Annotated in this window: 26 protein-coding genes and 1 pseudogene; 16 read left to right on the plus strand and 11 right to left on the minus strand. The window is 38.3% G+C overall.

What is annotated here, in order from left to right; genetic code table 11:
• Position 1 precedes the first annotated feature (1 nt).
• The 4 genes from AAC851_RS14460 to AAC851_RS14475 all read left to right on the plus strand — a co-directional run bounded on the left by AAC851_RS14460 (position 2) and on the right by AAC851_RS14475 (position 3,451).
• Positions 2-1,192, plus strand: coding sequence for an HlyD family type I secretion periplasmic adaptor subunit (locus AAC851_RS14460; protein ID WP_340600992.1), 1,191 nt, complete (start codon positions 2-4; stop codon positions 1,190-1,192).
• Positions 1,193-1,285: 93 nt separating this feature from the next.
• The gene (locus AAC851_RS14465; RefSeq protein ID WP_125501064.1) at positions 1,286-1,885 is read left to right on the plus strand and encodes an IMPACT family protein; all 600 of its coding nucleotides are present in this window, start codon (positions 1,286-1,288) and stop codon (positions 1,883-1,885) included.
• Positions 1,875-2,492, plus strand: a complete 618-nt coding sequence (locus AAC851_RS14470) for an acyltransferase (protein ID WP_125501065.1) — start codon at positions 1,875-1,877, stop codon at positions 2,490-2,492. Before AAC851_RS14465 ends, AAC851_RS14470 begins: the two co-directional genes overlap by 11 nt.
• 116 nt (positions 2,493-2,608) lie before the next feature.
• A complete protein-coding gene (locus tag AAC851_RS14475; protein WP_100833839.1) occupies positions 2,609-3,451 on the plus strand; it encodes a universal stress protein in 843 nt (280 codons plus the stop codon).
• Positions 3,452-3,570: 119 nt separating this feature from the next.
• Here the strand turns inward: AAC851_RS14475 and AAC851_RS14480 are convergent, their stop codons facing one another.
• The 5 genes and pseudogenes from AAC851_RS14480 to mutS form a co-directional block, all read right to left on the minus strand.
• Positions 3,571-4,239, minus strand: coding sequence for an O-methyltransferase (locus tag AAC851_RS14480; RefSeq protein ID WP_100834268.1), 669 nt, complete (start codon positions 4,237-4,239; stop codon positions 3,571-3,573).
• A 134-nt stretch (positions 4,240-4,373) separates the two neighbouring features.
• Positions 4,374-5,081, minus strand: coding sequence for a D-Ala-D-Ala carboxypeptidase family metallohydrolase (locus AAC851_RS14485; protein ID WP_100833838.1), 708 nt, complete (start codon positions 5,079-5,081; stop codon positions 4,374-4,376).
• A gap of 124 nt (positions 5,082-5,205) precedes the next feature.
• Complete coding sequence (gene fdxA, locus AAC851_RS14490; RefSeq protein ID WP_004639922.1) at positions 5,206-5,535, minus strand: ferredoxin FdxA; 330 nt, start codon at positions 5,533-5,535, stop codon at positions 5,206-5,208.
• A 248-nt stretch (positions 5,536-5,783) separates the two neighbouring features.
• Positions 5,784-6,322: pseudogene (locus tag AAC851_RS14495) on the minus strand (GNAT family N-acetyltransferase).
• Positions 6,323-6,432: 110 nt separating this feature from the next.
• Positions 6,433-9,072 carry a DNA mismatch repair protein MutS gene (gene mutS, locus AAC851_RS14500; protein ID WP_125501066.1) on the minus strand — a complete coding sequence of 880 codons (2,640 nt, stop codon included), beginning with the start codon at positions 9,070-9,072 and terminating at the stop codon, positions 6,433-6,435.
• Positions 9,073-9,689: 617 nt separating this feature from the next.
• Here mutS and AAC851_RS14505 point away from each other — a divergent pair.
• Positions 9,690-9,908 (plus strand): hypothetical protein, encoded by a 219-nt coding sequence (locus AAC851_RS14505; RefSeq protein ID WP_004639915.1) that lies wholly within the window; start codon positions 9,690-9,692, stop codon positions 9,906-9,908.
• Positions 9,909-10,252: 344 nt separating this feature from the next.
• Positions 10,253-10,480: a hypothetical protein gene (locus tag AAC851_RS14510; protein ID WP_026056278.1), complete on the plus strand. Its 228-nt coding sequence runs from the start codon at positions 10,253-10,255 to the stop codon at positions 10,478-10,480.
• Positions 10,481-10,624: 144 nt separating this feature from the next.
• Here AAC851_RS14510 and AAC851_RS14515 read toward each other — a convergent pair whose 3' ends face one another.
• On the minus strand, positions 10,625-10,855 hold the full coding sequence (locus AAC851_RS14515) for a hypothetical protein (RefSeq protein ID WP_004639899.1): 231 nt from the start codon (positions 10,853-10,855) through the stop codon (positions 10,625-10,627).
• A gap of 290 nt (positions 10,856-11,145) precedes the next feature.
• Between AAC851_RS14515 and AAC851_RS14520 the strand changes: the two genes are divergently transcribed.
• Together AAC851_RS14520 and AAC851_RS14525 are read left to right on the plus strand one after the other, a co-directional pair.
• A complete protein-coding gene (locus AAC851_RS14520) occupies positions 11,146-11,757 on the plus strand; it encodes a LexA family protein (protein WP_004639896.1) in 612 nt (203 codons plus the stop codon).
• Positions 11,758-11,761: 4 nt separating this feature from the next.
• Positions 11,762-13,060 carry a Y-family DNA polymerase gene (locus tag AAC851_RS14525; protein ID WP_125501067.1) on the plus strand — a complete coding sequence of 433 codons (1,299 nt, stop codon included), beginning with the start codon at positions 11,762-11,764 and terminating at the stop codon, positions 13,058-13,060.
• Between the two features lie 61 nt (positions 13,061-13,121).
• Here the strand turns inward: AAC851_RS14525 and AAC851_RS14530 are convergent, their stop codons facing one another.
• From AAC851_RS14530 to AAC851_RS14540, 3 genes are all read right to left on the minus strand, one after another.
• Positions 13,122-13,586 (minus strand): SRPBCC family protein, encoded by a 465-nt coding sequence (locus AAC851_RS14530; protein ID WP_100833835.1) that lies wholly within the window; start codon positions 13,584-13,586, stop codon positions 13,122-13,124.
• Entirely contained in the window at positions 13,576-13,923 is a 348-nt protein-coding gene (locus AAC851_RS14535; protein WP_100833834.1) for an ArsR/SmtB family transcription factor, read from the minus strand. The genes AAC851_RS14530 and AAC851_RS14535 overlap by 11 nt, the downstream gene beginning before the upstream one ends.
• Before the next feature lie 142 nt (positions 13,924-14,065).
• Positions 14,066-15,166, minus strand: coding sequence for an MBL fold metallo-hydrolase (locus AAC851_RS14540; protein ID WP_008942021.1), 1,101 nt, complete (start codon positions 15,164-15,166; stop codon positions 14,066-14,068).
• 267 nt (positions 15,167-15,433) lie between these two features.
• Between AAC851_RS14540 and AAC851_RS14545 the strand changes: the two genes are divergently transcribed.
• From AAC851_RS14545 to AAC851_RS14570, 6 genes are all read left to right on the plus strand, one after another.
• Positions 15,434-16,084 carry a hypothetical protein gene (locus tag AAC851_RS14545; RefSeq protein ID WP_075315268.1) on the plus strand — a complete coding sequence of 217 codons (651 nt, stop codon included), beginning with the start codon at positions 15,434-15,436 and terminating at the stop codon, positions 16,082-16,084.
• Positions 16,085-16,101: 17 nt separating this feature from the next.
• Complete coding sequence (locus AAC851_RS14550) at positions 16,102-17,067, plus strand: 2-hydroxyacid dehydrogenase (RefSeq protein ID WP_109440887.1); 966 nt, start codon at positions 16,102-16,104, stop codon at positions 17,065-17,067.
• 101 nt (positions 17,068-17,168) lie between these two features.
• The gene (locus AAC851_RS14555) at positions 17,169-17,756 is read left to right on the plus strand and encodes a 1-acyl-sn-glycerol-3-phosphate acyltransferase (RefSeq protein ID WP_008942019.1); all 588 of its coding nucleotides are present in this window, start codon (positions 17,169-17,171) and stop codon (positions 17,754-17,756) included.
• A 124-nt stretch (positions 17,757-17,880) separates the two neighbouring features.
• A complete protein-coding gene (locus tag AAC851_RS14560) occupies positions 17,881-19,323 on the plus strand; it encodes a M48 family metalloprotease (protein WP_161421472.1) in 1,443 nt (480 codons plus the stop codon).
• 33 nt (positions 19,324-19,356) lie between these two features.
• The gene (locus AAC851_RS14565; protein WP_340600993.1) at positions 19,357-19,722 is read left to right on the plus strand and encodes a GFA family protein; all 366 of its coding nucleotides are present in this window, start codon (positions 19,357-19,359) and stop codon (positions 19,720-19,722) included.
• 36 nt (positions 19,723-19,758) lie between these two features.
• The gene (locus AAC851_RS14570; RefSeq protein ID WP_005084704.1) at positions 19,759-20,118 is read left to right on the plus strand and encodes a hypothetical protein; all 360 of its coding nucleotides are present in this window, start codon (positions 19,759-19,761) and stop codon (positions 20,116-20,118) included.
• A gap of 77 nt (positions 20,119-20,195) precedes the next feature.
• Here the strand turns inward: AAC851_RS14570 and AAC851_RS14575 are convergent, their stop codons facing one another.
• Positions 20,196-20,642: a GatB/YqeY domain-containing protein gene (locus tag AAC851_RS14575; RefSeq protein WP_004639869.1), complete on the minus strand. Its 447-nt coding sequence runs from the start codon at positions 20,640-20,642 to the stop codon at positions 20,196-20,198.
• A 29-nt stretch (positions 20,643-20,671) separates the two neighbouring features.
• On the minus strand, positions 20,672-20,887 hold the full coding sequence (gene rpsU, locus AAC851_RS14580) for a 30S ribosomal protein S21 (protein ID WP_005084707.1): 216 nt from the start codon (positions 20,885-20,887) through the stop codon (positions 20,672-20,674).
• 144 nt (positions 20,888-21,031) lie between these two features.
• Here rpsU and tsaD point away from each other — a divergent pair, with 144 nt between their 5' ends.
• Together tsaD and AAC851_RS14590 are read left to right on the plus strand one after the other, a co-directional pair.
• On the plus strand, positions 21,032-22,039 hold the full coding sequence (tsaD, locus tag AAC851_RS14585) for a tRNA (adenosine(37)-N6)-threonylcarbamoyltransferase complex transferase subunit TsaD (protein WP_005084709.1): 1,008 nt from the start codon (positions 21,032-21,034) through the stop codon (positions 22,037-22,039).
• 197 nt (positions 22,040-22,236) lie between these two features.
• Positions 22,237-22,740 carry a hypothetical protein gene (locus tag AAC851_RS14590; protein WP_075315280.1) on the plus strand — a complete coding sequence of 168 codons (504 nt, stop codon included), beginning with the start codon at positions 22,237-22,239 and terminating at the stop codon, positions 22,738-22,740.
• Positions 22,741-22,783: the final 43 nt, after the last annotated feature.

The raw sequence follows: 22,783 nt of genomic DNA on the forward strand, positions 1-22,783 counted from the left end.
CATGAGTGATCAAGAACAAACAAGCAGCCGTCCCATGAATGTGACTTATAAGGAGCCAAAATTGCCGAGTTCATCCATCATTGTATGGTTGATTGGAATTGGTTTAGTGGTACTGCTCGTTTGGGCATGGGTATTTAGTTTAGAAGAAGTTTCAACAGGTACAGGTAAAGTTATTCCATCTTCAAAAGAGCAGATTATTCAGTCACTTGAAGGCGGGATTTTAACTAAGCTAGATGTCAAGGAAGGGGATATTGTTGAAAGCGGGCAAATCTTAGCGCAGTTAGATCCAACTCGTTTTGCTTCAAATGTTGGTGAATCACAGTCTTTGCTTATGTCAGCTATGGCCACGGCAGCACGTTTACGTGCAGAAGTGAATGGTAGTGCACTGACTTTCCCAGAAGAGGTACTAAAAGAGCCGAAATTGGTGAAAGAGGAGACAGCACTTTATTATTCACGTCGTGCTAACTTAGAAGAATCTATTGCTGGCAATCAGCAAGCACTGAGATTAGTTCAACAAGAATTGGCGATGACAGAACCACTGGTGGCGAAAGGTGCGGCAAGTGAAGTTGAAGTACTTCGTTTAAGACGTGAAGCCAATGACTTACAAAATCGAATTAATGACATCCGCAACCAATATTATGTAAAGGCTCGTGAAGAACTTTCTAAAGCCAATACGGATATTCAAACACAGCAACAAGTTGTCAAAGGTCGAACCGATAGCTTGCAGCGTGCAGTTTTCAGAGCGCCAGTTCGTGGTATTGTGAAAGAAATTGATGTCACTACTTTAGGTGGCGTTGTACCACAAAACGGTAAGCTAATGACTATCGTTCCTTTAGAGGATAAGTTATTGATTGAAGCTCGTATTTCTCCTAGAGATATTGCTTTTATTCGTCCTAATCAAGAAGCTTTGGTTAAAATCACAGCGTATGATTATGCGATTTATGGTGGCCTAGAAGGTAAAGTAACGGTGATCTCTCCAGATACGATACGTGATGAAGTAAAGCAAGACCAATTCTACTATCGTGTTTATATTCGCACCGACTCTGATCGTTTGTATAATAAATCTGGTAAAGAATTTAGTATCACACCAGGTATGGTTGCAACTGTTGATATTCGTACTGGACAAAAAACGGTATTAGATTATCTATTGAAACCGTTTAATAAAGCCAAAGAAGCTTTACGCGAACGTTAATCTCTGTTCTTCTCTCTAAACCTCGCTTAGGCGAGGTTTCTTATTTATGCTAGAAGTCGTTATAATCACTTTTTAAGTTTGTATTTCAGTTTTATGCCTTTCACCATTGCCACTTCGGTAACTTTTGAAGAAGAAATTAAAAAAAGTCGTTTTCAAGCGATTGCTGCAATTGTTGAAAATGAACAACAAGTTAAAAACTTTTTGGAAGAAAATAAAGATCTATCTACGACGCATCAATGCTGGGCGTGGAAGATTGGGCACAATGTCCGATTCAATGATGATGGTGAACCTTCTGGTACCGCAGGACGACCGATTCTTGCCACCATTGAAGGAAATGATTTAACCAATGTAATTGTATTGGTCAACCGCTGGTATGGGGGTGTTAAACTCGGTACAGGAGGTTTGGTCCGTGCTTATGGCGGTTGTGCTGGTCAATGCTTGATGTTGGCTGAGAAAATTGAGCTAATTCAGAAAAAGCAGATTCAATTTGCTTGCTGGTTTAATGAGTGGGCAATCCTTCAATATGAGTTAGTACAACACCAGATCGAATATGTTGAAAGGTATAATGAAACAGGTGTTTTGGTTGAAGCACGTTTGCAGGTTCATCAGATAGATGCTTTAAAAAATAAACTTCAGGATATTACCCGTGGGCGTGAACAGTTAAAAATAATAGAGGAACAAAATGAAGCATGATCCTTTATTAAAATACCGAGAGCAGCATAAGCAACGCTTAAACTATATGCCTTGGTTATATTGGACATTGAAGCCCAAACATCGCGAATGGGCGGAGGTATGGCAAGCCGAATATCAGGCTTATTTGATGGAGATGGAAACAGTTGAAATTGGGAAGAACTGTTTTATTTCTCCTTTAGCACATATTTTTGCTGAACCTGGTAGAAAAATCAGTATCGGCGATAATACTTTTATTGCAGCAGATTGTACTTTACATGGTCCTTTAGAGATTGGTAATGAAGTGGCGATCAATCACCACTGTATCTTGGATGGTGGACGTGCTGGAATTAAATTACATGATCAGGTTAGGATCGCGGCTTATAGTCATTTATACGCATTTGATCATGGTATGGAAATGGATCGAGCCATTTATCAGCAACCAGTTACGTCGAAGGGAATTGAAGTCGGGCGAGATGTATGGTTAGGCGCTCATGTTGGAATTAAAGATGGCGTGAAAATAGGTCATCATGCAGTCGTTGGAATGAATAGCATGGTCACTAAAGACGTTGGCGATTTCGCGATTGTCGCAGGGAATCCGGCTAAATTAATTCGCTATCGGACTGAATAAAAAGCATTAAAAATCTTGTGAGATTCGATACATAAATTTAACCCATCATGCTTTTTTCTGTGTTAAGTTAAAAATAAGTAAAAGACCTAAGGTGCTAAACCTAAAGAGAGGCGAACATGAAGCGCGTTATTGCATGTATTGATTCTTCACCCTGCATCGATGCTGTTGCTGAAGCTGCGGTATGGGTTGCGAAGCAAACGCAAAGAGAATTAGTACTGTTGCAAATCTTGGATTATTATCCTGCAAGCTATCATTTAGGTGAAATCAGTGGTGTTATTGGTTTTGAGAGCAACGCAATGCTGCTCAAAGAACTGGCTGAATTAGAGCAGAAACAAAGCGAATTAGCGCTGGATTATAGTAATAATTTACTGAATCATATTTCTGATTTGATTGAGAAACAGTATGGTCTAACCAGTAGTAAGATTCAGGAAAAAGGGGATTTTCTTGAGCAAAGTTTTAACTTATTGAACGAAAATGACGTTGTGATTATTGGACGTGTTGGGGAACGTGCGGCCGAGAAGAATAAGCCGATCGGAAGTAATGTTGAAAATTTCATTCGAGGCGCAAATTGTACTGTGATCACGGTGGGTGAGCATTTTGAGCCACCAAGACGTTTTATATTTGCTTATGAATATTCCCCAACTTGCCAAAAAATGTTGCAACGAATTGCGCAGAGTGATTTATTAAAAAAACTGCAATGTCATTTGCTCTATGTGGGTGATCATCCAGAAATGTTGGCTGAACCTGAGAAGTATTTAACTGATGCGGGTTTAGAAGTTATGTCAATCTATCGTTATGGTGATGTGGCACAAAATATTCTGGAATATCAACGAGAACATAACATACAGTTAATCGTATTAGGGGCGTTTAGTCATAGTAAAATCCACCAGTTCTTCTTGGGTAGTATTACCACAACGATTTTCCGTAATGCTAATGTGTCCTTACTTGTCGCTAAGTGATTCATTTTACTCCATATAGTTATCCGCAAATACTGTGGATAACTATATGGAAAAGCACTGGGGATAAAGATAATTTATTGATATTTAAAAATTAAATTGAATAGGTTGTTTTTTAATCTCTATTTTACGATGGCAATAGCAAAGCCATCATGTCCCTTAGAACCAACAGTTTGTAATGCTGTACATGATAAAAGCTTTGGGTGATTTTTAAGTGCGGTAAAAGTTTCGCGAATGCCTTCAATACTTGGCTTTTTATTATTATCATCCAAGATATCACCTGCACGAATCACATTATCGAGAACAAGTATCGTACCTGAATGAGCTAACTGTAAGCTAAGTTCTAAATATTCAGGATAGCTTTGTTTATCTGCATCGATAAAAATGAGGTCAAAAGGTTCACTATTCTCAGTAATGAGTTGATTCATCACATCAGCGCCGCGCCCTTTTTTAAGCTCGATGTTGGTAGGCATATTGGCAAAATCGATATTTTCTTGCGCAATTACCACGTGTGTGTCTCGCCCTTCAACTGTCAACAAATAACCATCTTCAGGCAAAGCTTTCGCTAACCAAATCGTACTATATGCCGCAAAAGTTCCAAGTTCCAATACCCGTTTACATTGATTCATTTGAATCAACATTTGTAAAAACATACCTTGATTAGGTGCAACAGCCAAATGATTAGAAAATCCTTGTGTATCTGTATTATCTAATGCGTGTTGAAGTTTTGGATCTGTGGGAATTAAATGCGAATTGATATAGTCATCAATGTCAGTCCACAACTGTTGCATAATCAATTTTACCTTTGAATCTGTTAGCTGCATTTTAAACATTTATATTCAGAGTGCAATTTGATTGCTGAATTATTCATTGTAAACAGCAAGAAAAAGAGATCAGACGATCTCTTTAAGTTTAGTGCTTCAAATTAGAGATTACACATCGAGCTATTACGGCTCAGATCTGGTCCCCAAGTTCGATATCCTTGTGTATCAATATGGATCTGGCCTGAACGATACAGCCCAATACCGAGATTTAGACTTTGACCATGTTGTATCCAAAACTGACAGAGCTTAAATTTTGTTTGTTCAATATAAGCATAATCCTGTGGTTGAGGATATTGAGGACCAATACGAAAATCGATTGCGGAATTAAACAAATGTCGCGATGAACTTGCTCCACCAGCACATTCGTTTAAGGGGAGGTCACGATAGACAGAAGTCACTTCGAAATCGGTGAGGACTTTTGCTGAAATGAGATATTTGAAAACACGTAATGTAGAGAGTGAGTTGCCCCATAATTCACGATTTGGAACAGCGTATTCAGAACGACCACACTTTTGCCAATCACGTGCGGTACGTAAGAGTTCAAAGCTAGGAATAATATGTGCGACTTGATTACGAGCTAAATATTGTTCGTATTCGCGAACACGTGCGTAGTTATCACCTTGTCCTAACCATTGACGATAAGATGCAGGTTCGACTTTATCTGGAGCTGGGCGTGTTAGAGTAACCTGCTCCTGAGGAATATAAATTCTTTTAGCTTGATTTACTTGTGTTTTAGAACTAACACAACCGACCATCATCACAGGGACGATAAAGAATGATAAAAAACCCTGTAATTTTTTTCGCAACATAAACGGCAATTCACAATCTATAGGCTTGTTATTTTAATGCAAAACAGCCCACATATAATGGATCAATTGCAAAGAAATGTGTGTTTCGAGTATTAAAAAAGACCAGATTAACTGGTCTTTTTCATTATTTTTCTAGATATTGCAATTTGTTTGGTTTGCCATTCCATTCTTCACGATCAGCAGGTTGTTCGCCGATTTGAGTAATGTTGTTGCCAGCCCATTTTTCAGATAACTCAGCATTGAGCTCGATAAAGACTTCTTGACCTTCAGGCAATTCATCTTCAGAGAAAATCGCATTTGCTGGACATTCTGGTTCACATAACGCACAGTCAATACATTCATCTGGATTGATAACAAGGAAGTTTGGACCTTCATAGAAACAGTCTACAGGACATACTTCAACACAATCTTGATATTTACATTTAATACAATTTTCAGTGACAACAAAGGTCATGGCGACAGCTACCTAAAAATACGGTTTTTGTTTGGAATAGGCTATTGTAGGCAAAAATAGGGGAAACAAACAATTGCTTTTATTGATATTGTTTATTTATACATGTGAAAAATATAGTAACTAATTGATAAGTTTAAATATGTTGTGCTGGTGCATTGATTTTAAAGACATAATATACAGAAGTATTGATGATGAATTGGTTTATCTTTTGCTTTAGGGGGTAATAGAGAATTATTTTTGATCAATGTTTATATTGAATAAATAAGGTGAATATCTTCTGGTTCTAATTCCCACAGATGATGATCAGGTTGTGTTAATAATTTGGCACCATGTCTGAGGTAAAAGTCCACAGTACGTTTACTTGGTGTTGCTGAAATATAGAGTTGTTTTGCACCCAACCGTTTCGCTGAAGCTATAGCAGAATACATCAATTGTGCTCCAATTCCTCGACCTTGGTGATCTGCATCAACATAAAAATATTGCAATAATTTTGCGTCTGAATAATCTAGGATCTTTTGGTTGGAAACAACTTGTACGCCAACTAACTGGTGATCTGAGTTAAATGCTCCGATACATAATCCCCCTTGTTGGTCGATTTGTTTTAATAATGGTGGATCATTGTCTAGATGATAAGCATCCCAATTTTCAACATCATAAAAACAATCAATTAAATCTAAATCTTGCCCCTGTTGAACGTACATTTGAGTGATCAATTCACGGCGGCTAATCTGCTGCCAAATTAATCAATTTCTGAAGTCTGAAGTTCTCTAAGCACAATATTAAGCATTTGTTCCTTCAATTGATGTCTTCGTCTATTTTATAGATCATATAAGGGGATTATCTTATTCGAAAAAGCTCTCAGACAAGCATTGCTGTCTTGCACTGAGAGCTTGCTGTTTAGGATTTGAGAGCAGCTTTTAACGAATAAAGTTGTTCAAGTGCCTGACGAGGTGTCAGATCGTCAACATCGATTTGATGTAATAGAGCTAATGCAGGCGAGGCTACTTCAACCTCAACAATTTTTTCAACCACTTGAGTTTCTATCTCATGTTCGATTGAGCTAAACAAATCATTTTGAACTGTATTTTGCAAATGTTGGTGTTGCTGTTTTTCCAAGATTTTTAATCGCTTTTGTGCTTCTTTAATGACATTTGCTGGAATGCCCGCCAGTTTTGCAACCTGTAAGCCATGACTTTGACTCGCTGGTCCTTGTTGGACTTTGTGAAGTAGGATGAGATTGCCATTTAACTCTTGTGCAGTGACGTGGTAGTTATCAATACCTGTTTCACTACTTAGTTCAGTCAGTTCAAAATAGTGGGTGGCAAATAGACATAAACATTTCACGCGTTTAGTTAGATCGAGTACACAGGCCCAAGCTAAAGATAGTCCATCATAGGTACTGGTTCCTCGTCCAACTTCATCCATGAGTACCAAAGATTGGCTGGTCGCATGATGTAAAATTTGTGATGTTTCAGTCATTTCAACCATGAAGGTCGATTTACCTGTCGATAGATCATCGGCTGAGCCAATACGGGTAAAAATTCGATCAATTGAACCTAATTTTGCTGATTTAGCAGGAACGTAGCTTCCACAATATGCCAAAAGACTAATTAACGCCGTTTGACGCATGAAGGTTGATTTACCTCCCATATTTGGCCCTGTGATAATTGCCATGCGATGTTGAGGATCAAGAAAGGTATCATTTGGTGTAAATGGAGCTTTGTTAAGAGCCTCGACAACAGGATGGCGTCCTGCGTGAATCTTAATGCAAGTTTCAGGTGTAAATTCTGGTCTTGCCCAATTATTTAATCTTGCTTGGTGGGCAAAATTAGCCAGTACATCAATATAAGCAATCGCCGCACTCATCATTTGTAATTGGGCAATATTTTGGCGCAGTTCATCCAATAACGATTCGAATAAAAGCTTTTCACGGGTGAGGGCACGTGATTCACTTGATAAAACTTTATCTTCAAAGCTTTTTAGTTCTGGTGTGATATAGCGTTCAGCATTTTTTAATGTTTGACGGCGAATATAGTCAGCAGGTGCTTGTTCTGCCTGAGCTCGGCTGAGTTCGATATAGTAGCCACTCACACGATTGTAGCCGATTTTTAGCGTATTAATACCTGTACGTTCACGCTCTTTAATTTCTAAATCAATGAGGAATTGTCCTGCGTGATCACGGATTTTACGTAATTCATCGAGCTCATCATCATAACCTTCTGCAATTACATTGCCATCACGTAGTAATACAGGTGGGCTTTCTACAATCGCAGCCATCAAGTGTTCATGTAGGCTCTTGAAGTCTCCAAGTTCTTGATCAAGCTGAAGAAGTAACTTAGATTGCTGCGTTTTCAAAACAGGTGCTAAAGCATGGCGTAAAAATGGAATCTGTGCGCAAGCTTGACGAAGCTGTACTAAATCTCTAGGGCGTGCACTACCTAACGCAACACGACTGAGCACACGTTCAATATCTCCAATCTCTTTCAATACTAAACGGACTGGGGATTCATGATAGCCTTTGAGCAATTGTTCGGTTGCATCCAGTCGTGCGTCGAGAATCGCAGTATCACGAATAGGTTGCATGAGTGTACGACTGAGTAAACGTCCACCCATAGCTGTTTGGCAGTCATTAATCAATTGGAATAATGAGGTTCCATGTTCAAATAACGGTTCGATAATTTCTAAATTGCGACGTGTAATTGGGTCGAGTGCAATAAAATCGGTACTTTGCTCAATTTGAATCGAACGAATATGAGGTAATGCTGTTTTTTGAGTTTCTTTTGCATAATGAATCAATGCAGCAGCGGCAGCTTTAGCAAGAGGCAATGAGTCTAAACCAAACCCGGACAAGGTTGAAACTGCGAACTGATCGCACAAAGTTTTTTGGGCATTATTGAGATTAAAATCAACATTGGGACGTTTGGTGACAGAGCAATCGAGGTTCTTCTTAATATGTTCAATAATGTTTTGATCAATTAAATCCTCATCAATTAAGATTTCGCTTGGCATCAAACGAGCCAGTTCAATTGCGAGCTGTTCGGGTTTATAGTCTTGTTGTTGTACTTTAAAGATACTGGCACTGAGATCAAGTAAAGCGATCCCGATTTGATTTTGTTGGATGCAAAGTGCGACAAGATTTGAAGATTGATAGCTTCCAAGCAAGGCGTCGTCAGTGAGTGTACCGGGTGTTAGAACACGGACAACTTTGCGTTCAACAGGACCTTTACCTGTAACCTCACCAACCTGTTCACAAATCGCAACAGTACGACCAGCTTTAACTAAACGTGCTAGATAACCTTCTGCTGAGTGATAAGGTACACCAGCCATTGGAATGGGTTGACCATTGGCTTTACCACGATGGGTTAGCGTGATTCCTAAAAGTTTGGCGGCTAGGTGAGCATCTTCGAAAAATAATTCGTAAAAGTCACCCATACGATAAAACAATAGCGCATGTGAATATTCCATCTTGACCTTGAGGTATTGCTGCATCATCGGCGTGTGGGATGAAAGATCAGCCATAACTGTGTCACTATTCATGCGTATTAAATCCTTAAAAATAAAGCGTCAATATGAGAGTATGAGATTTTGGTTTCTAATAAACGTGAATAACTTTGATGTACATATGAATAAACAAAACAAAAAAGTTTACGTTTTAGTGTACCTCTTTTATGTCAAAAAACTCTTCAACCGAGTATGAGAAATGAGGTGATTTTCTCATGTTTGACATCTTAGCAAATCGGATTGGATTCACAAAAAAAGATTCCTTGTTTAGCTGAAGAAATAAACAACAAAAAGAGAGATAAGGTAAAAATAGGTTTGACAATATGCGTGTTATTTACTCATCTAAATTTAACTTTAAGCAAATTCTTCATAAAGTGTACGCTATAGTTTTTTGTAATAAATATTTGATTTATAATATTTTAATTGTTTTTTACATTTTTGGTTACAAGGCTTTTGTCGACAAACTTATTGTATATTTGTCATATTTTGCTAGCAAAAACTTAGTACATCTTATTTTGTTGATAGCGGTGTACTTTTATAACGCATAACTGCTTTTACGGTAACCCTCTTACTTTGCAATACATTTTGTGGCAATTACACCATTTAGACTCAGTGCAGTTATGTTTTTCTAATTTAAAAAAGGAAGTGTTTCAATGAATAATATACAAATTAAAGTGAAGGACCAATTTGAAACCGAAAATATTGCAGTTGCGTTTATTAAAAAAGTGAATGAACAAGACATTCCTTTATTCAAGCGCATAGAGCATATTGAAATTGAAGGGGAAATCTTAAGACCGAATATGGAATTACTTTTCGAAAATCCTAAAGATGGACGTATTTATCAATTTGTTGATATTGTAGATATAAATTAAGAAATAATCTGCAAAAACCATCTTGGCAAAGATGGTTTTTTTAGTTACAAGATCTCATATCATCAGTGAGACAGAGGGAGGATAAGCTAAATATTGACTCTTTAGATAACATATCATTTGGACTGAATTATCTTGCAATCTTTGTCTATTCTTTGTAACCCGATGGTTAAATAAAGATACAACTTATTTTATTTTTAAATAATAAAATTCAATGTCTTATGTAGGTTGGCAATAAAAATATAATACTTATAACTCTTGTTACAACGCCATAGTCGACAAGCATTCGAAATTTTTACATAGTTCTATACAGATAAAATTGGGAATCGGGAGAATTACTCATGAATATGAATAAGGTCACGGTAAGGGTAAAGGATCAAGAAGAAAATGAATCAATTGTTATTGCACAATTGAATGAACTTGAGGACCACGAGGTTTCATTTTTCAAACGAGTAGAGCATATTGAAATAGAGGGTCGTGCGATCTTTCCAAATATGGATTTGCTATTTGAAGATGAGTTCGATGGGAAAATTTATAAATTAGTTGCTTTAGTGAATGATAAAAGACTAGTGTAATAATGAAATGATCTATTCTAGTCCGAATAAAAATGCCCATTGATTTGTATAAAATCAGTGGGCTTTAATTTAATTTGACTTAATTGATTCATTATCATTGTTGATTATTCTGAAGTTCATATTTGGGAGTATTACACGGATATACTAAGTAATGGGGTTAAGTCCTTTCACAATATCTTTAAACTCAGAACCATTTAACCAAAAAGATTTCTTTAAAAATAGCGTCGTCATAATACTTTCAGCAGCTTCACTATTTTCGTTCTCACAGAATATTCCATAGCTATTACCAAGAACAGTATTGTTCTCAATGAGACGAATAAAGAAAGCATGTTGTTCGTCAGCATAACCAAGAATAGCATCGCGTTGATTGTTCATTTTTCATGTCTCCACATCAAAAATATTTGCATAAAAGCTTACTATTTAGAGATCAAATATATTCGTGAATTAGATCAATAACTTAATGTCCTTGATACAAGAATTGTGTGTTAAGCTATTCATTTAAAACAGTAATTTAATTTGTTCAACATCCTTGTTTTGACTGAACAAGCTAAAATCTGATCTATGAAATTCATTGTTATGCAAAATTAATTTTTCGTCAACTTGAATTTGTAACTTTTTCAAGTTAAATTAATTGAAAGCATTTTTAACTTGGGTAAGGGGGAGTTATGTCCAAAAAGACTGAATCTGAGCATGGTGGAGCCAGAGCCAATGCAGGACGAAAAGCCCAATTCAGTGAACCGACCAAAGTGATTCGTGTTCCTGAGTCTCAGGTCGATTTCATCAAAAAATGGTTACTGAATAATGTCAAAACTGGCGCACGAAATGATTTGACTTCGACAATGAAAATCCAAAACGTTCAGGCAAAGAATGATCGAATTTATCATATTCCACTGGCAACTGAACGTGTTGCAGCTGGTTTTCCTTCACCTGCTCAAGATCATGTCGAGCAAGCTTTGGACTTAAATGAGTTTTTAATTCGAAATGAAAACTCAACTTTTATCGTGAAAGCCAATTCACTGTCAATGTTGGATGCAGGGATTGACATTGATGATCCCTTAGTGGTGGATCGAAGTATTCCTGCCAAGTCAGGTGATATTGTAATTGCCTTGATTGATAATGACTTTACTGTAAAACGTTTAATGATTGATCATCATTTTAATCCTCCAAAAGTTTGGCTAAAAGCAGAAAATCCTGATTATCAAAATATTTATATCACTGAAGGACAGGAGTTGGTGATTTGGGGCGTCGTGACCTATAACTTGAAACCAATGAGATAAACTTATGCCATTACCACAACGTATTTTTGCTTTGGTCGATGTAAATAATGCTTATGTTAGTTGTGAGCGTGTGTTTAATCCAAAGCTAGAGAATCGTCCTGTGGTGGTTTTGTCGAATAACGATGGCTGTGTTGTTTCCCGCTCGTATGAGGCAAAACAATTGGGTATTCGAATGGCTGTACCATTTTTCCAAATTGAAGAGATCATTCGCCAGCATCATGTTGCTGTATTTTCAAGTAACTATGCTTTGTATGCAGAAATGTCTCGGCGATTTATGAATATCTTGGCAAGCTTTGTTGATCCTTGTGAGCAGGAAGTCTATTCAATAGATGAGTGCTTTTTAGAACTTACAGCTTATCAACATCATTATGATCTAAGCGAGTATGCATTTCAGATTCTGTCTACTGTAAAGAAATGGTTGGGTTTACCTTGTTGTATTGGGATTGGTTATTCAAAAACGCAAGCAAAGCTCGCAAATCATTTGGCAAAAACGCATGCCAGTTTTAACGGAGTTTGTAATCTCGTTGATGAGGATCCTTGCATCATCGAGGATTTATTAATGCACACCCCTGTAGGAGAGGTATGGGGTGTGGGACGAAAAATTCGTCAGCGTTTGGAAAAAATGAATATCTACTCTGTGATGGATTTGCTACAAGCTGATTCAAAAAGGATGGGAAAACACTTTTCGGTGGTATTAGAAAATACGGTCAAAGAACTTCAGGGAATTGCATGTTTAGAAATTGAAGATGTTATTTCTGATCGTCAGCAAATTTTAAGTAGTCGTTCATTTGGACAGCCGATTGAAGATAAAGATAGTCTCAGTGGCGCCCTTACCGAATTTGCTTTACGTGCAGTTGAACGACTTCGGAAACAAAAATTATTGTGTAAAGCCGTGGGTGTAAGTATCCGCACCAATCGATTCAATAAAGATGCGTACTATCGGCCTTTTACGGTGGTGTATTTGGTCGATTATAGTGATGACCGTTTAGTGATTATGAAAGCTGTACAACAGGGCTTAGATCGGATTTATCAGGCGGGGCATCGCTATAAAAAAGCAGAGGTGATTTTGTTAGATATTATTCCTCAACATCGTCATGCTGTTGATTTGTTCTATAACACAGAAGAAATGCTGACCCGACAAAATCTTTCGGTTGCGTTTGATGAAATTAATGAGCGATTTGGGCGAGATGTAATGACTTTTGGACGCTTGGTTGGACCACAAGGGCGAGCGTGGGGAATGACCCAAAACCATAAATCACCAAGCTACCTAACAAAGTGGGAGGATGTGTTAAGGATTGGCTAAATAGCCTAAAAGTAAAAAAGACAGGTCGAAGCCTGTCTAGGGTGATGATATAAAGCATAGACTATAAACTTTTTGCATAGGCTTCGAGTTGATCGACCACAGTTCCCCAGCCACTAAAAAAGCCCATGTCTTCATGTTGTTGTCGAGCTGCGGGTGTGCGGTGACGTGCAATCGCTGTATATTTGGTTGAGCCATTACCAAGGTCTTCAAACAAAATAATCGCAGTCATAAAAGGATTTTCACTTGGTTTCCAGTCTTCAGTATAAGCATCAGTAAACACTAATTTTTCATGCTCAATAATTTCTAAAAATACGCCGTGATTCGGGATCTGATTACCATCGACATCAAATAGCGTATTAAATTTTCCTCCAACTCTTAAATCAATTTCACAAGACACAATTGCGTGAGGTTTGGGAATAAAGAAATGTTTAATATGCTCTGGCGTAGTCCAACATTCCCAGAGTAATTCACGTGGTACATTGATGGTTCGTTCTAATTTTAGATCTGTTCGAGGGTCAAGGTTCATTTTTTCTTTTCCTTTGTAAACTGAGTGCGTAGTCTTCTAATTGATTTAAGCGTGTTTCCCACATGGTTTGTTGTTGATGTAACCAGTGTTGTACAGGATTTAAGGCATTTGGGCTTAGTGCATATGTTCTGACTCTGCCATTTTTTAGGGTTGTGATGAGTCCAGCTTCTTCTAGTTTTCTTAGGTGTTTCAGAAAAGAAGGTAGTGCCATCGCATGTTCTTCTGCTAATGATGTCGTAGTCGCGTCACCATGAGACAGACGAGTCAAGATAGCTCTGCGTGTTGGATCACTTAAAGCATTAAATAAAAGATCGAGTTGCGAATCATACTTAGCCATATAGCTAAGTATTAGCTCAAAAAAGGTACAAGTTAAGAAAAACTTATCCAAAAGGCTAAGTTTCCCAGTAACACAGTTGTAGTACATGCTCATAAATAAAAAATGATGGTTTGATATTCAATACCTAAACTCGTTAGTGAGCTCACCGAATATTTTCCCACCACTGTTTAAAACGCTGATGATCGTTATCAAGTTCAACTAACTCACCAATCATCGGTGTCGCAAGTCGATACTTTCTCGATTTTGAATATTCTGTAATTCTAGTAATTGGTTCATACCACGGATGTTTGGCTAAACTAAACTTGGAATGATGTACAGGAATCATATTACGTGCATTCAATTCCTCAGTGGCTTGAGCAACCTCATTCGGGTGACAATGTACCGCATGCCAAGCGGCATCATATTGTCCATTTTCCATCAATGCCCAATCGAAAGGCCCATATTTTTCACCGATTTCGACAAAGTGTTTGTTATAGCCACCATCGCCTGTGTAAAAAATCTTTTTGTTTGGTGATTGAATAATAAATGAAATCCATAAGTTTTTGCCGCCATCAAAAGCACGTCTTGAGTCGTGATGAGTGGTCTCGGTGATGATAGTAATGCCATCATCAAACTCAATGCGATCTCCCCAATCTTTTTCAATCAATATGTCTTTGGGATAACCCCAATATTCAAAATGTTCACCCACACCGAGCCCCGTGATCACATATTTGACTTTGTTCTTTAATTGCAAAATGGTTTTATAATCCAAATGATCATAGTGATCATGTGAAATCAGTAAATAATCAATATCAGGTAATTCATCGACGGTATAGATATCAGTTCCTCGATAAGCACGAGTTCCCCAAGGCAGAGGCGAGACTTTGCCACTCATGACTGGGTCAATTAAAAACGTTTTACCGTGGAGCTGCATAAAAACAGAAGAATGCCCAAACCAGATGATGACATCCTGTTGAGGATTGAGTGTCCGTAAGTTGGTTTTAACCGAAGGGATAATATCTTTGGGGTGACGATGCGGAATGGTTTTAATAAAGGTTCTATATAGTTCAATGAAGGTGTGGGAGCAATCTGTCATGCCTCGTTTTTCGGTGAGATTGCGAAATTGACCTTGTCTATAGTTGGGAGAGTTTTGGATACGTTGTAGTCGCTCTCCAGAGGGGAGTTTTCCAAAAAGAGGGTGTCGTGTATAGAGAAAACAGATAAAAATAAGTAGGCTTAGAGCGAGAGCAAAAACAATAAGCATAAATCGCATTACCTTTTATTTGAGCATTCGATAGTCAATATTAATAGAAAGTAAAAGCGACAAAATGATGAAACCTTGATAAAAAGTCGATGAATGAAAATGTCTTGATCGTGATATAGCTTAATTTTTATTGTGATCATGCAAAGCTGAAAAAGTAAGTCAGCGGTGACATGATTGAGCAAAACGAAGCCATTAGCGGGAAGTGGTTTATGCTAGACTATATGTGGATAACAGTATTCATCACTGTGAATAAAATGAGTAAATAAGATGATTGGGCAGCAGAGAAACATATTAGCGGCGATGGGAATAGATGTTTGGATTCCTAGAGACGTTGTATGTCAAAAAAATACTGCGCCAAGTCTGTGGCGAGATCAGATCATTGATCAACCGACTCAATACAGTGAACCTATACCGAACAGTGCTCGTATTATTCAAGATGCTCCAATGGCATCTGTGGAGACTCAGCCAGCGACAGTCCGAGAGAGTTCACAACAGGTTGAGCTTGTTGAAAAGTCCGTTGTACAAGCTCCTGTTGTAGAAAAAGAGAAAATCGTCATCACTGCACCAGTCCAAGCGTTTGAGTTGCAGATGTATGTTCTAGAAAATTGTGCTCTTTTAGTGGAAAGTAGTCAGCTAAATGATGCGCAACGACAACTATGGCAAAATATTCAAAAAGCTCGACTTGGTCAGTATGCTGAATTGAAATGGCCATTTCCACTGGCCGCTTTTCAGGAAAGTCGTGGACTTTCGTCTTATATTCAAGGCTTTTTAGATGCAACAGCAAACAATAAAAAAATTCTTTGCCTTGGCCAGCTCGATTTTATTCAACATACCAATATATTGCATCTTGCAAGTTTAGAGGAAATGATTGCTCAACCTTTATTAAAAAGACGGTTATGGCAGCTTATGCAGTCGTAGGAAATGGAAAGCTCAGAATGAAGAAAGTCGTTGTATTTAGTCAAATTGATCAAGACGTTTTAGCGCGCTTACAACAAAGTTATCAGGTTGTGGTTCTCAACCCTAAACTAGGGGATATTAACGAGCAAATCCGTACTGAAGTCGTTGACGCAGATGCCATGATTGGTGCAGGACGTTTACTCAATGAAAGTAATTTAGCGCCTGCACAAAAACTAAAAATCATTTCGACTGTTTCAGTTGGCTATGACAACTATGATGTTGAGTACCTAAATCAAAGAAAAATTTGGCTTGCGAATACGCCACATGTATTGACTGAAACAACAGCGGATTTAGCTTTTAGTCTGCTACTGAGTGCAGCGCGTAAGATTCCACACTTAGATAGTTGGACCAAGCAAGGACAATGGAAACGAACAGTACCAACGGATCAATTTGGTGTGGATGTTTTCGGTAAAACCCTCGGTATTATTGGGTTAGGTCATATTGGTGCAGCCATTGCACGTCGCGGTTTTTATGGTTTCAATATGAATATTTTGTATCATAACCGTCGTGAAAAAATCGAAGTTGCTCAAGCCGTTAATGCACAATATCGAGAATTAGATCAATTATTACAACAATCTGATTTTGTCGTGGTTGCGGTGGATCTAAATAATGAGTCAAAAGCACTGATGGGCGAAGCACAATTTGATCTCATGCAAAAACATGCGGTGTTCGTGAATATTGCACGTGGTTCAGTGGTTGATGAAGATGCTCTCATCCAAGCATTGCAACAAAATAAAATCTTTGCAGCAGGTTTGGATGTCTATGCAAAAGAACCTTTGCAAGACTCCCCATTGTTTGAGCTTGCAAATGTAGTCACTGCACCACATATCGGTTCAGCTACTTTGGAAACACGCCAAAAGATGGTGAATCTCGCTTATCAAAACCTGATTGATGCTTTAGAAGATCGCGTACCCCGCTATTTAGTCAATCCAAAATTTGAATAATTGCTTACAACTTGATTGCTGATTAATTGTACTCAACTATCTTTTAAGCCTGCTTAATATTGATACACTTGCGCCCTTTGTGATTTGGTCTTGGGGTACGTGTGTTCGAGAAATTAGCTGAGCAGAGTTTAGGCTTAATGGGGTGGGAAATTGACAATCATTGGGATTTGGATATTGATCAATGTGTCATGATTGCCGCACCACACACCAGTAATTGGGATGCATTATATGCGCGTTTAGCGCTTAAAGCGTTAGGAGTGAATGTTCGTCTAACGATTAAAGATAGTTATATGAAATTTCCTTTTGGCCCATTTGTACGCGCAATGGGAGGGATTGGAATTGATCGCAGTGTGAAACAACAAGATCAACAGCGACCAAGTATGGTGCAGCTCATGAGTGATTTGTTCAAAACCCATCCTAAACTTGTGATGCTTGTTACTCCAGAAGGAACTCGTGCTAAACAAGAACAATGGAAAACAGGGTTTTACCATGTGGCTGTGGCAGCAGGTGTGCCAATTGCACTGGCTTATATGGACTACGCCAAGAAAAAAACAGGGGTTGGAAAAATTGTCTATCCTTCGGGTGACTACGAAAAAGATATGACAGAGATCATGGCATTTTATGAAAATATTCACGCAAAATTTCCAGAGAAATTTAGTGTTGACCAACGTTATACATCGAGCAAATAATCTACATTTGATTGTTCGGATATAAAAGAAGACAGGAAAGCTGTCTTCTATAACACTTTGTTGCAAATTCTTCTCATTTTCGATGTTATATTAATTTTCTCCATTAGAATCATAGAGAAACCACTTGAGATCGCTGCTACTCGCATGTGGCTTGATTGCCACCACTCAAATTAGCCACACTCAGATTTTCTTGCCATCTCAAACAGCGGGACAAACAGAGGTGCCTGATATTGGCAGTGGCGTTGGTTTGCTTGATCAACAAAAAGAAAAATTTATCGGTGAAAAAGTATATCGACAAGTGCATCGTCAAATGCCAACCATTCAAGATGCATGGTTAGAAGATCAATTTCTACAGGTTTTCTCAGGGATTCTCAGTCAAACTCAACTTGGGCAACCAATTGGTCTTATTGTTATTAAAGATCCTCAAATTAATGCTTTCGCTGTACCAGGTGGATTATTTGCCCTGAACACGGGTTTGATTACATCAGCAAAAAATTTGGATGAAATTGCGGGTGTTATGGCGCATGAAATTGCCCATGTTACTCAACGTCATTATAGTCGCTCACAAGAAGCATTTAAGGGGCAGGGACTACTTGCTCTCGCTGGGATTCTTGTTGGTGCAGCCATTGCATCACAGGCAGATGGTGATGTTGGATCTGCTGTCATGATGGGAACGCAAGCTGCATTGATCGATAAGCAGCTTAGTTATAGCCGTAATCAGGAGCGTGAGGCGGATCGTATTGGTATGCAATTTATGTATGCCGCAGGTTATAACCCTCAGAGCATGGCAGATTATTTCGAAACCATGCATCGCGCGACTAGTCGAGTGAGTTTTTTACCAGACTTCTGGTTGACCCACCCATTAACCACTGAACGTATGAGTGAAGCTCGTTTACGTGCCAATCAATTACCCCGGGTTAAACCCAAAATTTATGATCTCGATTTTGAAATACTGAAATGGTATACCACTGTTACTTCTAACCAAGCCAATGAAATTCAGTTGTTAGCATTAGCAAATCAAAAAAATACCGCAGCTCAACTGGCACTGAGTAAATTTTATCTTGAACACGGGGATTACGCTCAAGCTCAGGAAAATCTTGATTTAGTCAAAAATAGATTAAAGTCACATGTATTGGTTCCTTTGATCCAAACTGATATTTATTTGGGCCAAAATAAATTAGCACAAGCTCATGATGCGATTAGTTCAATTCAGAAAACCATGCCTGAAAATAGAGCTTTATCCTATAAATTTGCCGAAGTATTGATTCGACAGGGGCAGGTTGCGCAGGCGCAAAGTTTGGTGCAGCGCTTCATCCATAAAAATCAGAGAGATATTCAAGGTTGGGCACTATTGCAACGCGCTGCTAATTTAAATAAAGCGTTACCATTACAAGCTGTCAATGTCTTGTGCTATCGTGCTGAGGTTGAGTATTGGTCTGGTTATGAAGAGAATGCGATTAAGTCATTGCTTCATGCGCAACGATTGGCAAAAGGTAATATGGCAATGTCTGCAAAAATTGATGCGCGTTTAAAACAAATGCAAGATGACCGCCGTAGAAAAATTTAATTCTTATTAGAAAAAGTGTAATTGGGGGAGCGAATGGTTAAAGGACAATGCCTATGTGGGGCTGTGCAATATCAATATCATGCAGAGATCGAAAATAGTATCTTGTGTTATTGTCAACACTGTCAGCAAGCACAAGGTGCATTTGCAGGTTGGAATAGCCCACTTGATCAAAGTAAGTTTGAGTTTGAGAAGGGGCGAGATCAACTCAAAGAATATTTCCATACACCGCATAAAGCACGCGTTTTTTGTCAGCAATGTGGTAGTCCAATTTATTCGTATCGTACTGACTTGCCCAATGTGATCCGATTGCGTCTAGGCACTGTGACTGAGGGGCATATTCCTGCGCCGACAGAAGAATTTTTTACCGAGCATAAGCCAAAATTTATTGAAGTAAGATAATATGGCAGGCTTGAGCGTTAAAGAAGTTAGAAATTGATGAAGAAAATTATTGTTTTTATTTGTGCAATTGGTTTTATGGGGATTTGTTCAGCGGCTTCAGTTGAACAATATGTGCGTACAGTAGAAAAAATAACGACAACTTATGCGCAAGATATGCGGAACTTTCTGCGTAGTTTAGATCCACAACTTTCACAATTTACGCCTGCACAACAAGCCAAATACTGTGCCATTGTGAATCAATATGTTCAAGACTCTTATGCAGCAATTGAAAAAAATAGATCACAATTACCAAGAGAGTATGCCAGTATGACCAAACAAAATGTGATTGAGCAAGTCACTGAGTCAAAGGAAATGCAAATGCTGAAAAAATATAATATTCAGTGTGAATTTAAATAATCGAAAGCCTTTGGGTTCATTGTTGCAATGAATCCAACTTTACAAAAAAGGGAATATAAATGAGGGGTTAAGCAGGATTAGCTTAATTTTGCTTTAATTTTAGCTGATACTTGTGAAGGATCGGCACGCCCGGCTATGATCGGACGTAGAGAATTCATCACCTTACCCATATCTTTCATGCTAGTAGCTTCTTGAGCAGCAATCGTTTGCTCAATGATAGAATCAAGTTCTTCCTCAGTCATAGCTGCTGGTAGAAATTGAGAAATAACCTCAACTTCGGCTTGTTCTTTACTAGCTAAATCATCTCGACCAGCGCCAGAAAAGGCTTTGATCGATTCTTTACGTTGTTTAATTTGCTTTTCAATGACCGCAAGAACCTGAGCATCGTCAAGCTCAATGCGCTCATCGACTTCGATTTGCTTAATTGCTGCTTGTAGACCGCGAATTACCGTTACTGTTGCCATATCTTTGGCACGCATTGAATTTTTTAATACGTCAGTAATTTGGTTTTTTAAAGTCGTCATAGTCTTTTCAGCAGTCAATCACAAATTAATTAGTAAAGGCGAGTAGTACGTACAGATTCGCGAGACAATTTCTTTTGGTAACGCTTAACTGCAGCAGCTTTTTTACGCTTACGTTCTTGAGTTGGTTTCTCATAGAATTCGCGCTTACGAACGTCAGCTAAAACACCCGCTTTTTCGCATGAACGCTTGAAACGACGGATAGCTACGTCTACTGGTTCGCCTTCTTTCAACTTAACTTGTGGCATGTAAAATCCTCTAAGATTATGGATAAGATCTAACGCACAATGCACTAGATCGCAAGTGAAGGTCAGTATTTTACTCATTTACAACTCAGATCACAAGTCTATAATAGCTTCGATATTATTTTTGATCGTTGTAAAGGCAGTTTAATGATAGTTTTGGGCTTAGAAACTTCGTGTGATGAAACTGGGTTAGCACTTTATGATAGCGAACTCGGCTTGCGAGGACAGGTTCTCTATAGTCAGATTAAACTTCATGCAGAATATGGTGGTGTCGTTCCGGAATTGGCTTCACGTGATCATGTTCGCAAAATGATTCCTCTAATGAATCAATTGCTTGAACAAAGCGGTGTTCAAAAACATGAAATTGATGCAGTTGCATACACACGTGGTCCTGGCTTAATGGGTGCCTTGATGACAGGTGCATTGTTTGGTCGAACATTGGCTTTTGCTTTAAATAAACCTGCAATTGGGGTGCATCATATGGAAGGTCATATGCTTGCGCCTTTACTTTCAGAAACACCACCAGAATTTCCTTTTGTGGCTTTATTGGTTTCAGGTGGTCATACACAATTGATGGCGGCTTATGGCATCGGTCAGTATGAGTTACTGGGTGAATCGATTGATGATGCCGCAGGTGAAGCTTTTGATAAAGTTGCGAAAATGATGAAGCTCCCTTATCCAGGTGGACCTAATATTGCCAAGTTGGCTTTAAATGGTGATGCTCAAGCTTTTGATTTTCCTCGCCCAATTTTACATCAAGGTTTAGATTTTTCATTTAGTGGTTTAAAAACAGCAGTTTCTGTCCAACTTAAAAAACTTGGTGAAGAAAATCGTGATGCCGATATTGCAGCTTCATTTCAAGAAGCGGTGGTTGATACGCTAACTAAAAAATCAGTAAAAGCGTTAAAGCAAACAGGTTTAAAGCGATTGGTGATTGCTGGAGGTGTGAGTGCGAATGTTCGTCTACGTGAACAATTAGAAACTTCACTGGCAAAGATCAAAGCACAAGTCTATTATGCCGAGCCTGCACTGTGTACTGATAATGGTGCCATGATTGCTTTTGCAGGTTATCAGCGTTTAAAAGCTGGACAGCAAGATGGTTTAGCTGTAACGACGACGCCACGTTGGCCGATGACCGAGTTAAAACCAACCTAAATTAAACGCATCCTTTTGATAGGTTGTGAGACGATGAGTAAATCAGAGAGGTCTCTGGATTTGCTGAACTATTCTTATATTTAAAAGTCAGATTCTTGATTGATATCCATAGCGAGTTTGTTGTTAACGCTATCGTATTAAAGTATTGGATATATTATTTATTTTGATGAGTGAAAACTCATCGCGGAGTATAGACGTTGAAAATTTCTTATATTTTTACTTGTGGCCGATTAGAATCTTTATTTAAGATTCTATGCCTTACTCAAAAAGGTGAGGAGGCGGTTGCATCAAAAGAAAAAGTAATTGAACAATATAGAAAAGATATCGCTTTAGGGCGTCCATTTGAAGAAACTGAACTTTATCAATTGATTGAACAAAGTGAAGAGAAAATTGTCATTAATCGTTTAAGTAATATTCTTCGAGAAAAACCAGCTCAGCAGAAAAAAGACTTTGATGCGGATGAATATAGAACGGGCGCATGGTCTGAGTTTAATGATTATAAGTTAGCTGTTCGATTTTCTAATGCAAAAACTGAGTTAAGTGAAAAACACTTTGAAAAGACGGGTGAATACATGACCAGTCGTGGCATTGCGAAATTAACAGGTTTCAATCCAGCGAATATCAAAAATATGTTGCAGCATAAAAGAAGTGTAGTAAGAAAAATGCTGACAACCTTAGAGAAGTTAGCAAAAGAGTATTGATATTTAAGCTCTATTGTTGTTGCAGAGAAAATTTATTTCTCTG

It is taken from the genome of Acinetobacter sp. HZNU-JH01 (assembly GCF_037996845.1).
Classification (GTDB): domain Bacteria; phylum Pseudomonadota; class Gammaproteobacteria; order Pseudomonadales; family Moraxellaceae; genus Acinetobacter; species Acinetobacter haemolyticus.

What these genes read in the sequence shown, in the direction of transcription:
- AAC851_RS14475 (WP_100833839.1), top strand. Translation starts at nt 2,609, where the DNA reads ATGAAGCGCGTTATTGCATGTATTGATTCTTCACCCTGCATCGATGCT.
- rpsU (WP_005084707.1), bottom strand. Translation starts at nt 20,887, where the DNA reads ATGCCACAAGTTAAGTTGAAAGAAGGCGAACCAGTAGACGTAGCTATC.
- AAC851_RS14565 (WP_340600993.1), top strand. Translation starts at nt 19,357, where the DNA reads ATGGTTAAAGGACAATGCCTATGTGGGGCTGTGCAATATCAATATCAT.
- AAC851_RS14460 (WP_340600992.1), top strand. Translation starts at nt 2, where the DNA reads ATGAGTGATCAAGAACAAACAAGCAGCCGTCCCATGAATGTGACTTAT.
- AAC851_RS14465 (WP_125501064.1), top strand. Translation starts at nt 1,286, where the DNA reads ATGCCTTTCACCATTGCCACTTCGGTAACTTTTGAAGAAGAAATTAAA.
- AAC851_RS14530 (WP_100833835.1), bottom strand. Translation starts at nt 13,586, where the DNA reads ATGAACCTTGACCCTCGAACAGATCTAAAATTAGAACGAACCATCAAT.
- AAC851_RS14575 (WP_004639869.1), bottom strand. Translation starts at nt 20,642, where the DNA reads ATGACGACTTTAAAAAACCAAATTACTGACGTATTAAAAAATTCAATG.
- AAC851_RS14480 (WP_100834268.1), bottom strand. Translation starts at nt 4,239, where the DNA reads ATGCAACAGTTGTGGACTGACATTGATGACTATATCAATTCGCATTTA.
- AAC851_RS14510 (WP_026056278.1), top strand. Translation starts at nt 10,253, where the DNA reads ATGAATAAGGTCACGGTAAGGGTAAAGGATCAAGAAGAAAATGAATCA.
- AAC851_RS14505 (WP_004639915.1), top strand. Translation starts at nt 9,690, where the DNA reads ATGAATAATATACAAATTAAAGTGAAGGACCAATTTGAAACCGAAAAT.
- AAC851_RS14540 (WP_008942021.1), bottom strand. Translation starts at nt 15,166, where the DNA reads ATGCTTATTGTTTTTGCTCTCGCTCTAAGCCTACTTATTTTTATCTGT.
- AAC851_RS14470 (WP_125501065.1), top strand. Translation starts at nt 1,875, where the DNA reads ATGAAGCATGATCCTTTATTAAAATACCGAGAGCAGCATAAGCAACGC.
- mutS (WP_125501066.1), bottom strand. Translation starts at nt 9,072, where the DNA reads ATGAATAGTGACACAGTTATGGCTGATCTTTCATCCCACACGCCGATG.
- AAC851_RS14525 (WP_125501067.1), top strand. Translation starts at nt 11,762, where the DNA reads ATGCCATTACCACAACGTATTTTTGCTTTGGTCGATGTAAATAATGCT.
- AAC851_RS14550 (WP_109440887.1), top strand. Translation starts at nt 16,102, where the DNA reads ATGAAGAAAGTCGTTGTATTTAGTCAAATTGATCAAGACGTTTTAGCG.
- AAC851_RS14545 (WP_075315268.1), top strand. Translation starts at nt 15,434, where the DNA reads ATGATTGGGCAGCAGAGAAACATATTAGCGGCGATGGGAATAGATGTT.
- AAC851_RS14520 (WP_004639896.1), top strand. Translation starts at nt 11,146, where the DNA reads ATGTCCAAAAAGACTGAATCTGAGCATGGTGGAGCCAGAGCCAATGCA.
- AAC851_RS14570 (WP_005084704.1), top strand. Translation starts at nt 19,759, where the DNA reads ATGAAGAAAATTATTGTTTTTATTTGTGCAATTGGTTTTATGGGGATT.
- tsaD (WP_005084709.1), top strand. Translation starts at nt 21,032, where the DNA reads ATGATAGTTTTGGGCTTAGAAACTTCGTGTGATGAAACTGGGTTAGCA.
- fdxA (WP_004639922.1), bottom strand. Translation starts at nt 5,535, where the DNA reads ATGACCTTTGTTGTCACTGAAAATTGTATTAAATGTAAATATCAAGAT.
- AAC851_RS14535 (WP_100833834.1), bottom strand. Translation starts at nt 13,923, where the DNA reads ATGGCTAAGTATGATTCGCAACTCGATCTTTTATTTAATGCTTTAAGT.
- AAC851_RS14485 (WP_100833838.1), bottom strand. Translation starts at nt 5,081, where the DNA reads ATGTTGCGAAAAAAATTACAGGGTTTTTTATCATTCTTTATCGTCCCT.
- AAC851_RS14515 (WP_004639899.1), bottom strand. Translation starts at nt 10,855, where the DNA reads ATGAACAATCAACGCGATGCTATTCTTGGTTATGCTGACGAACAACAT.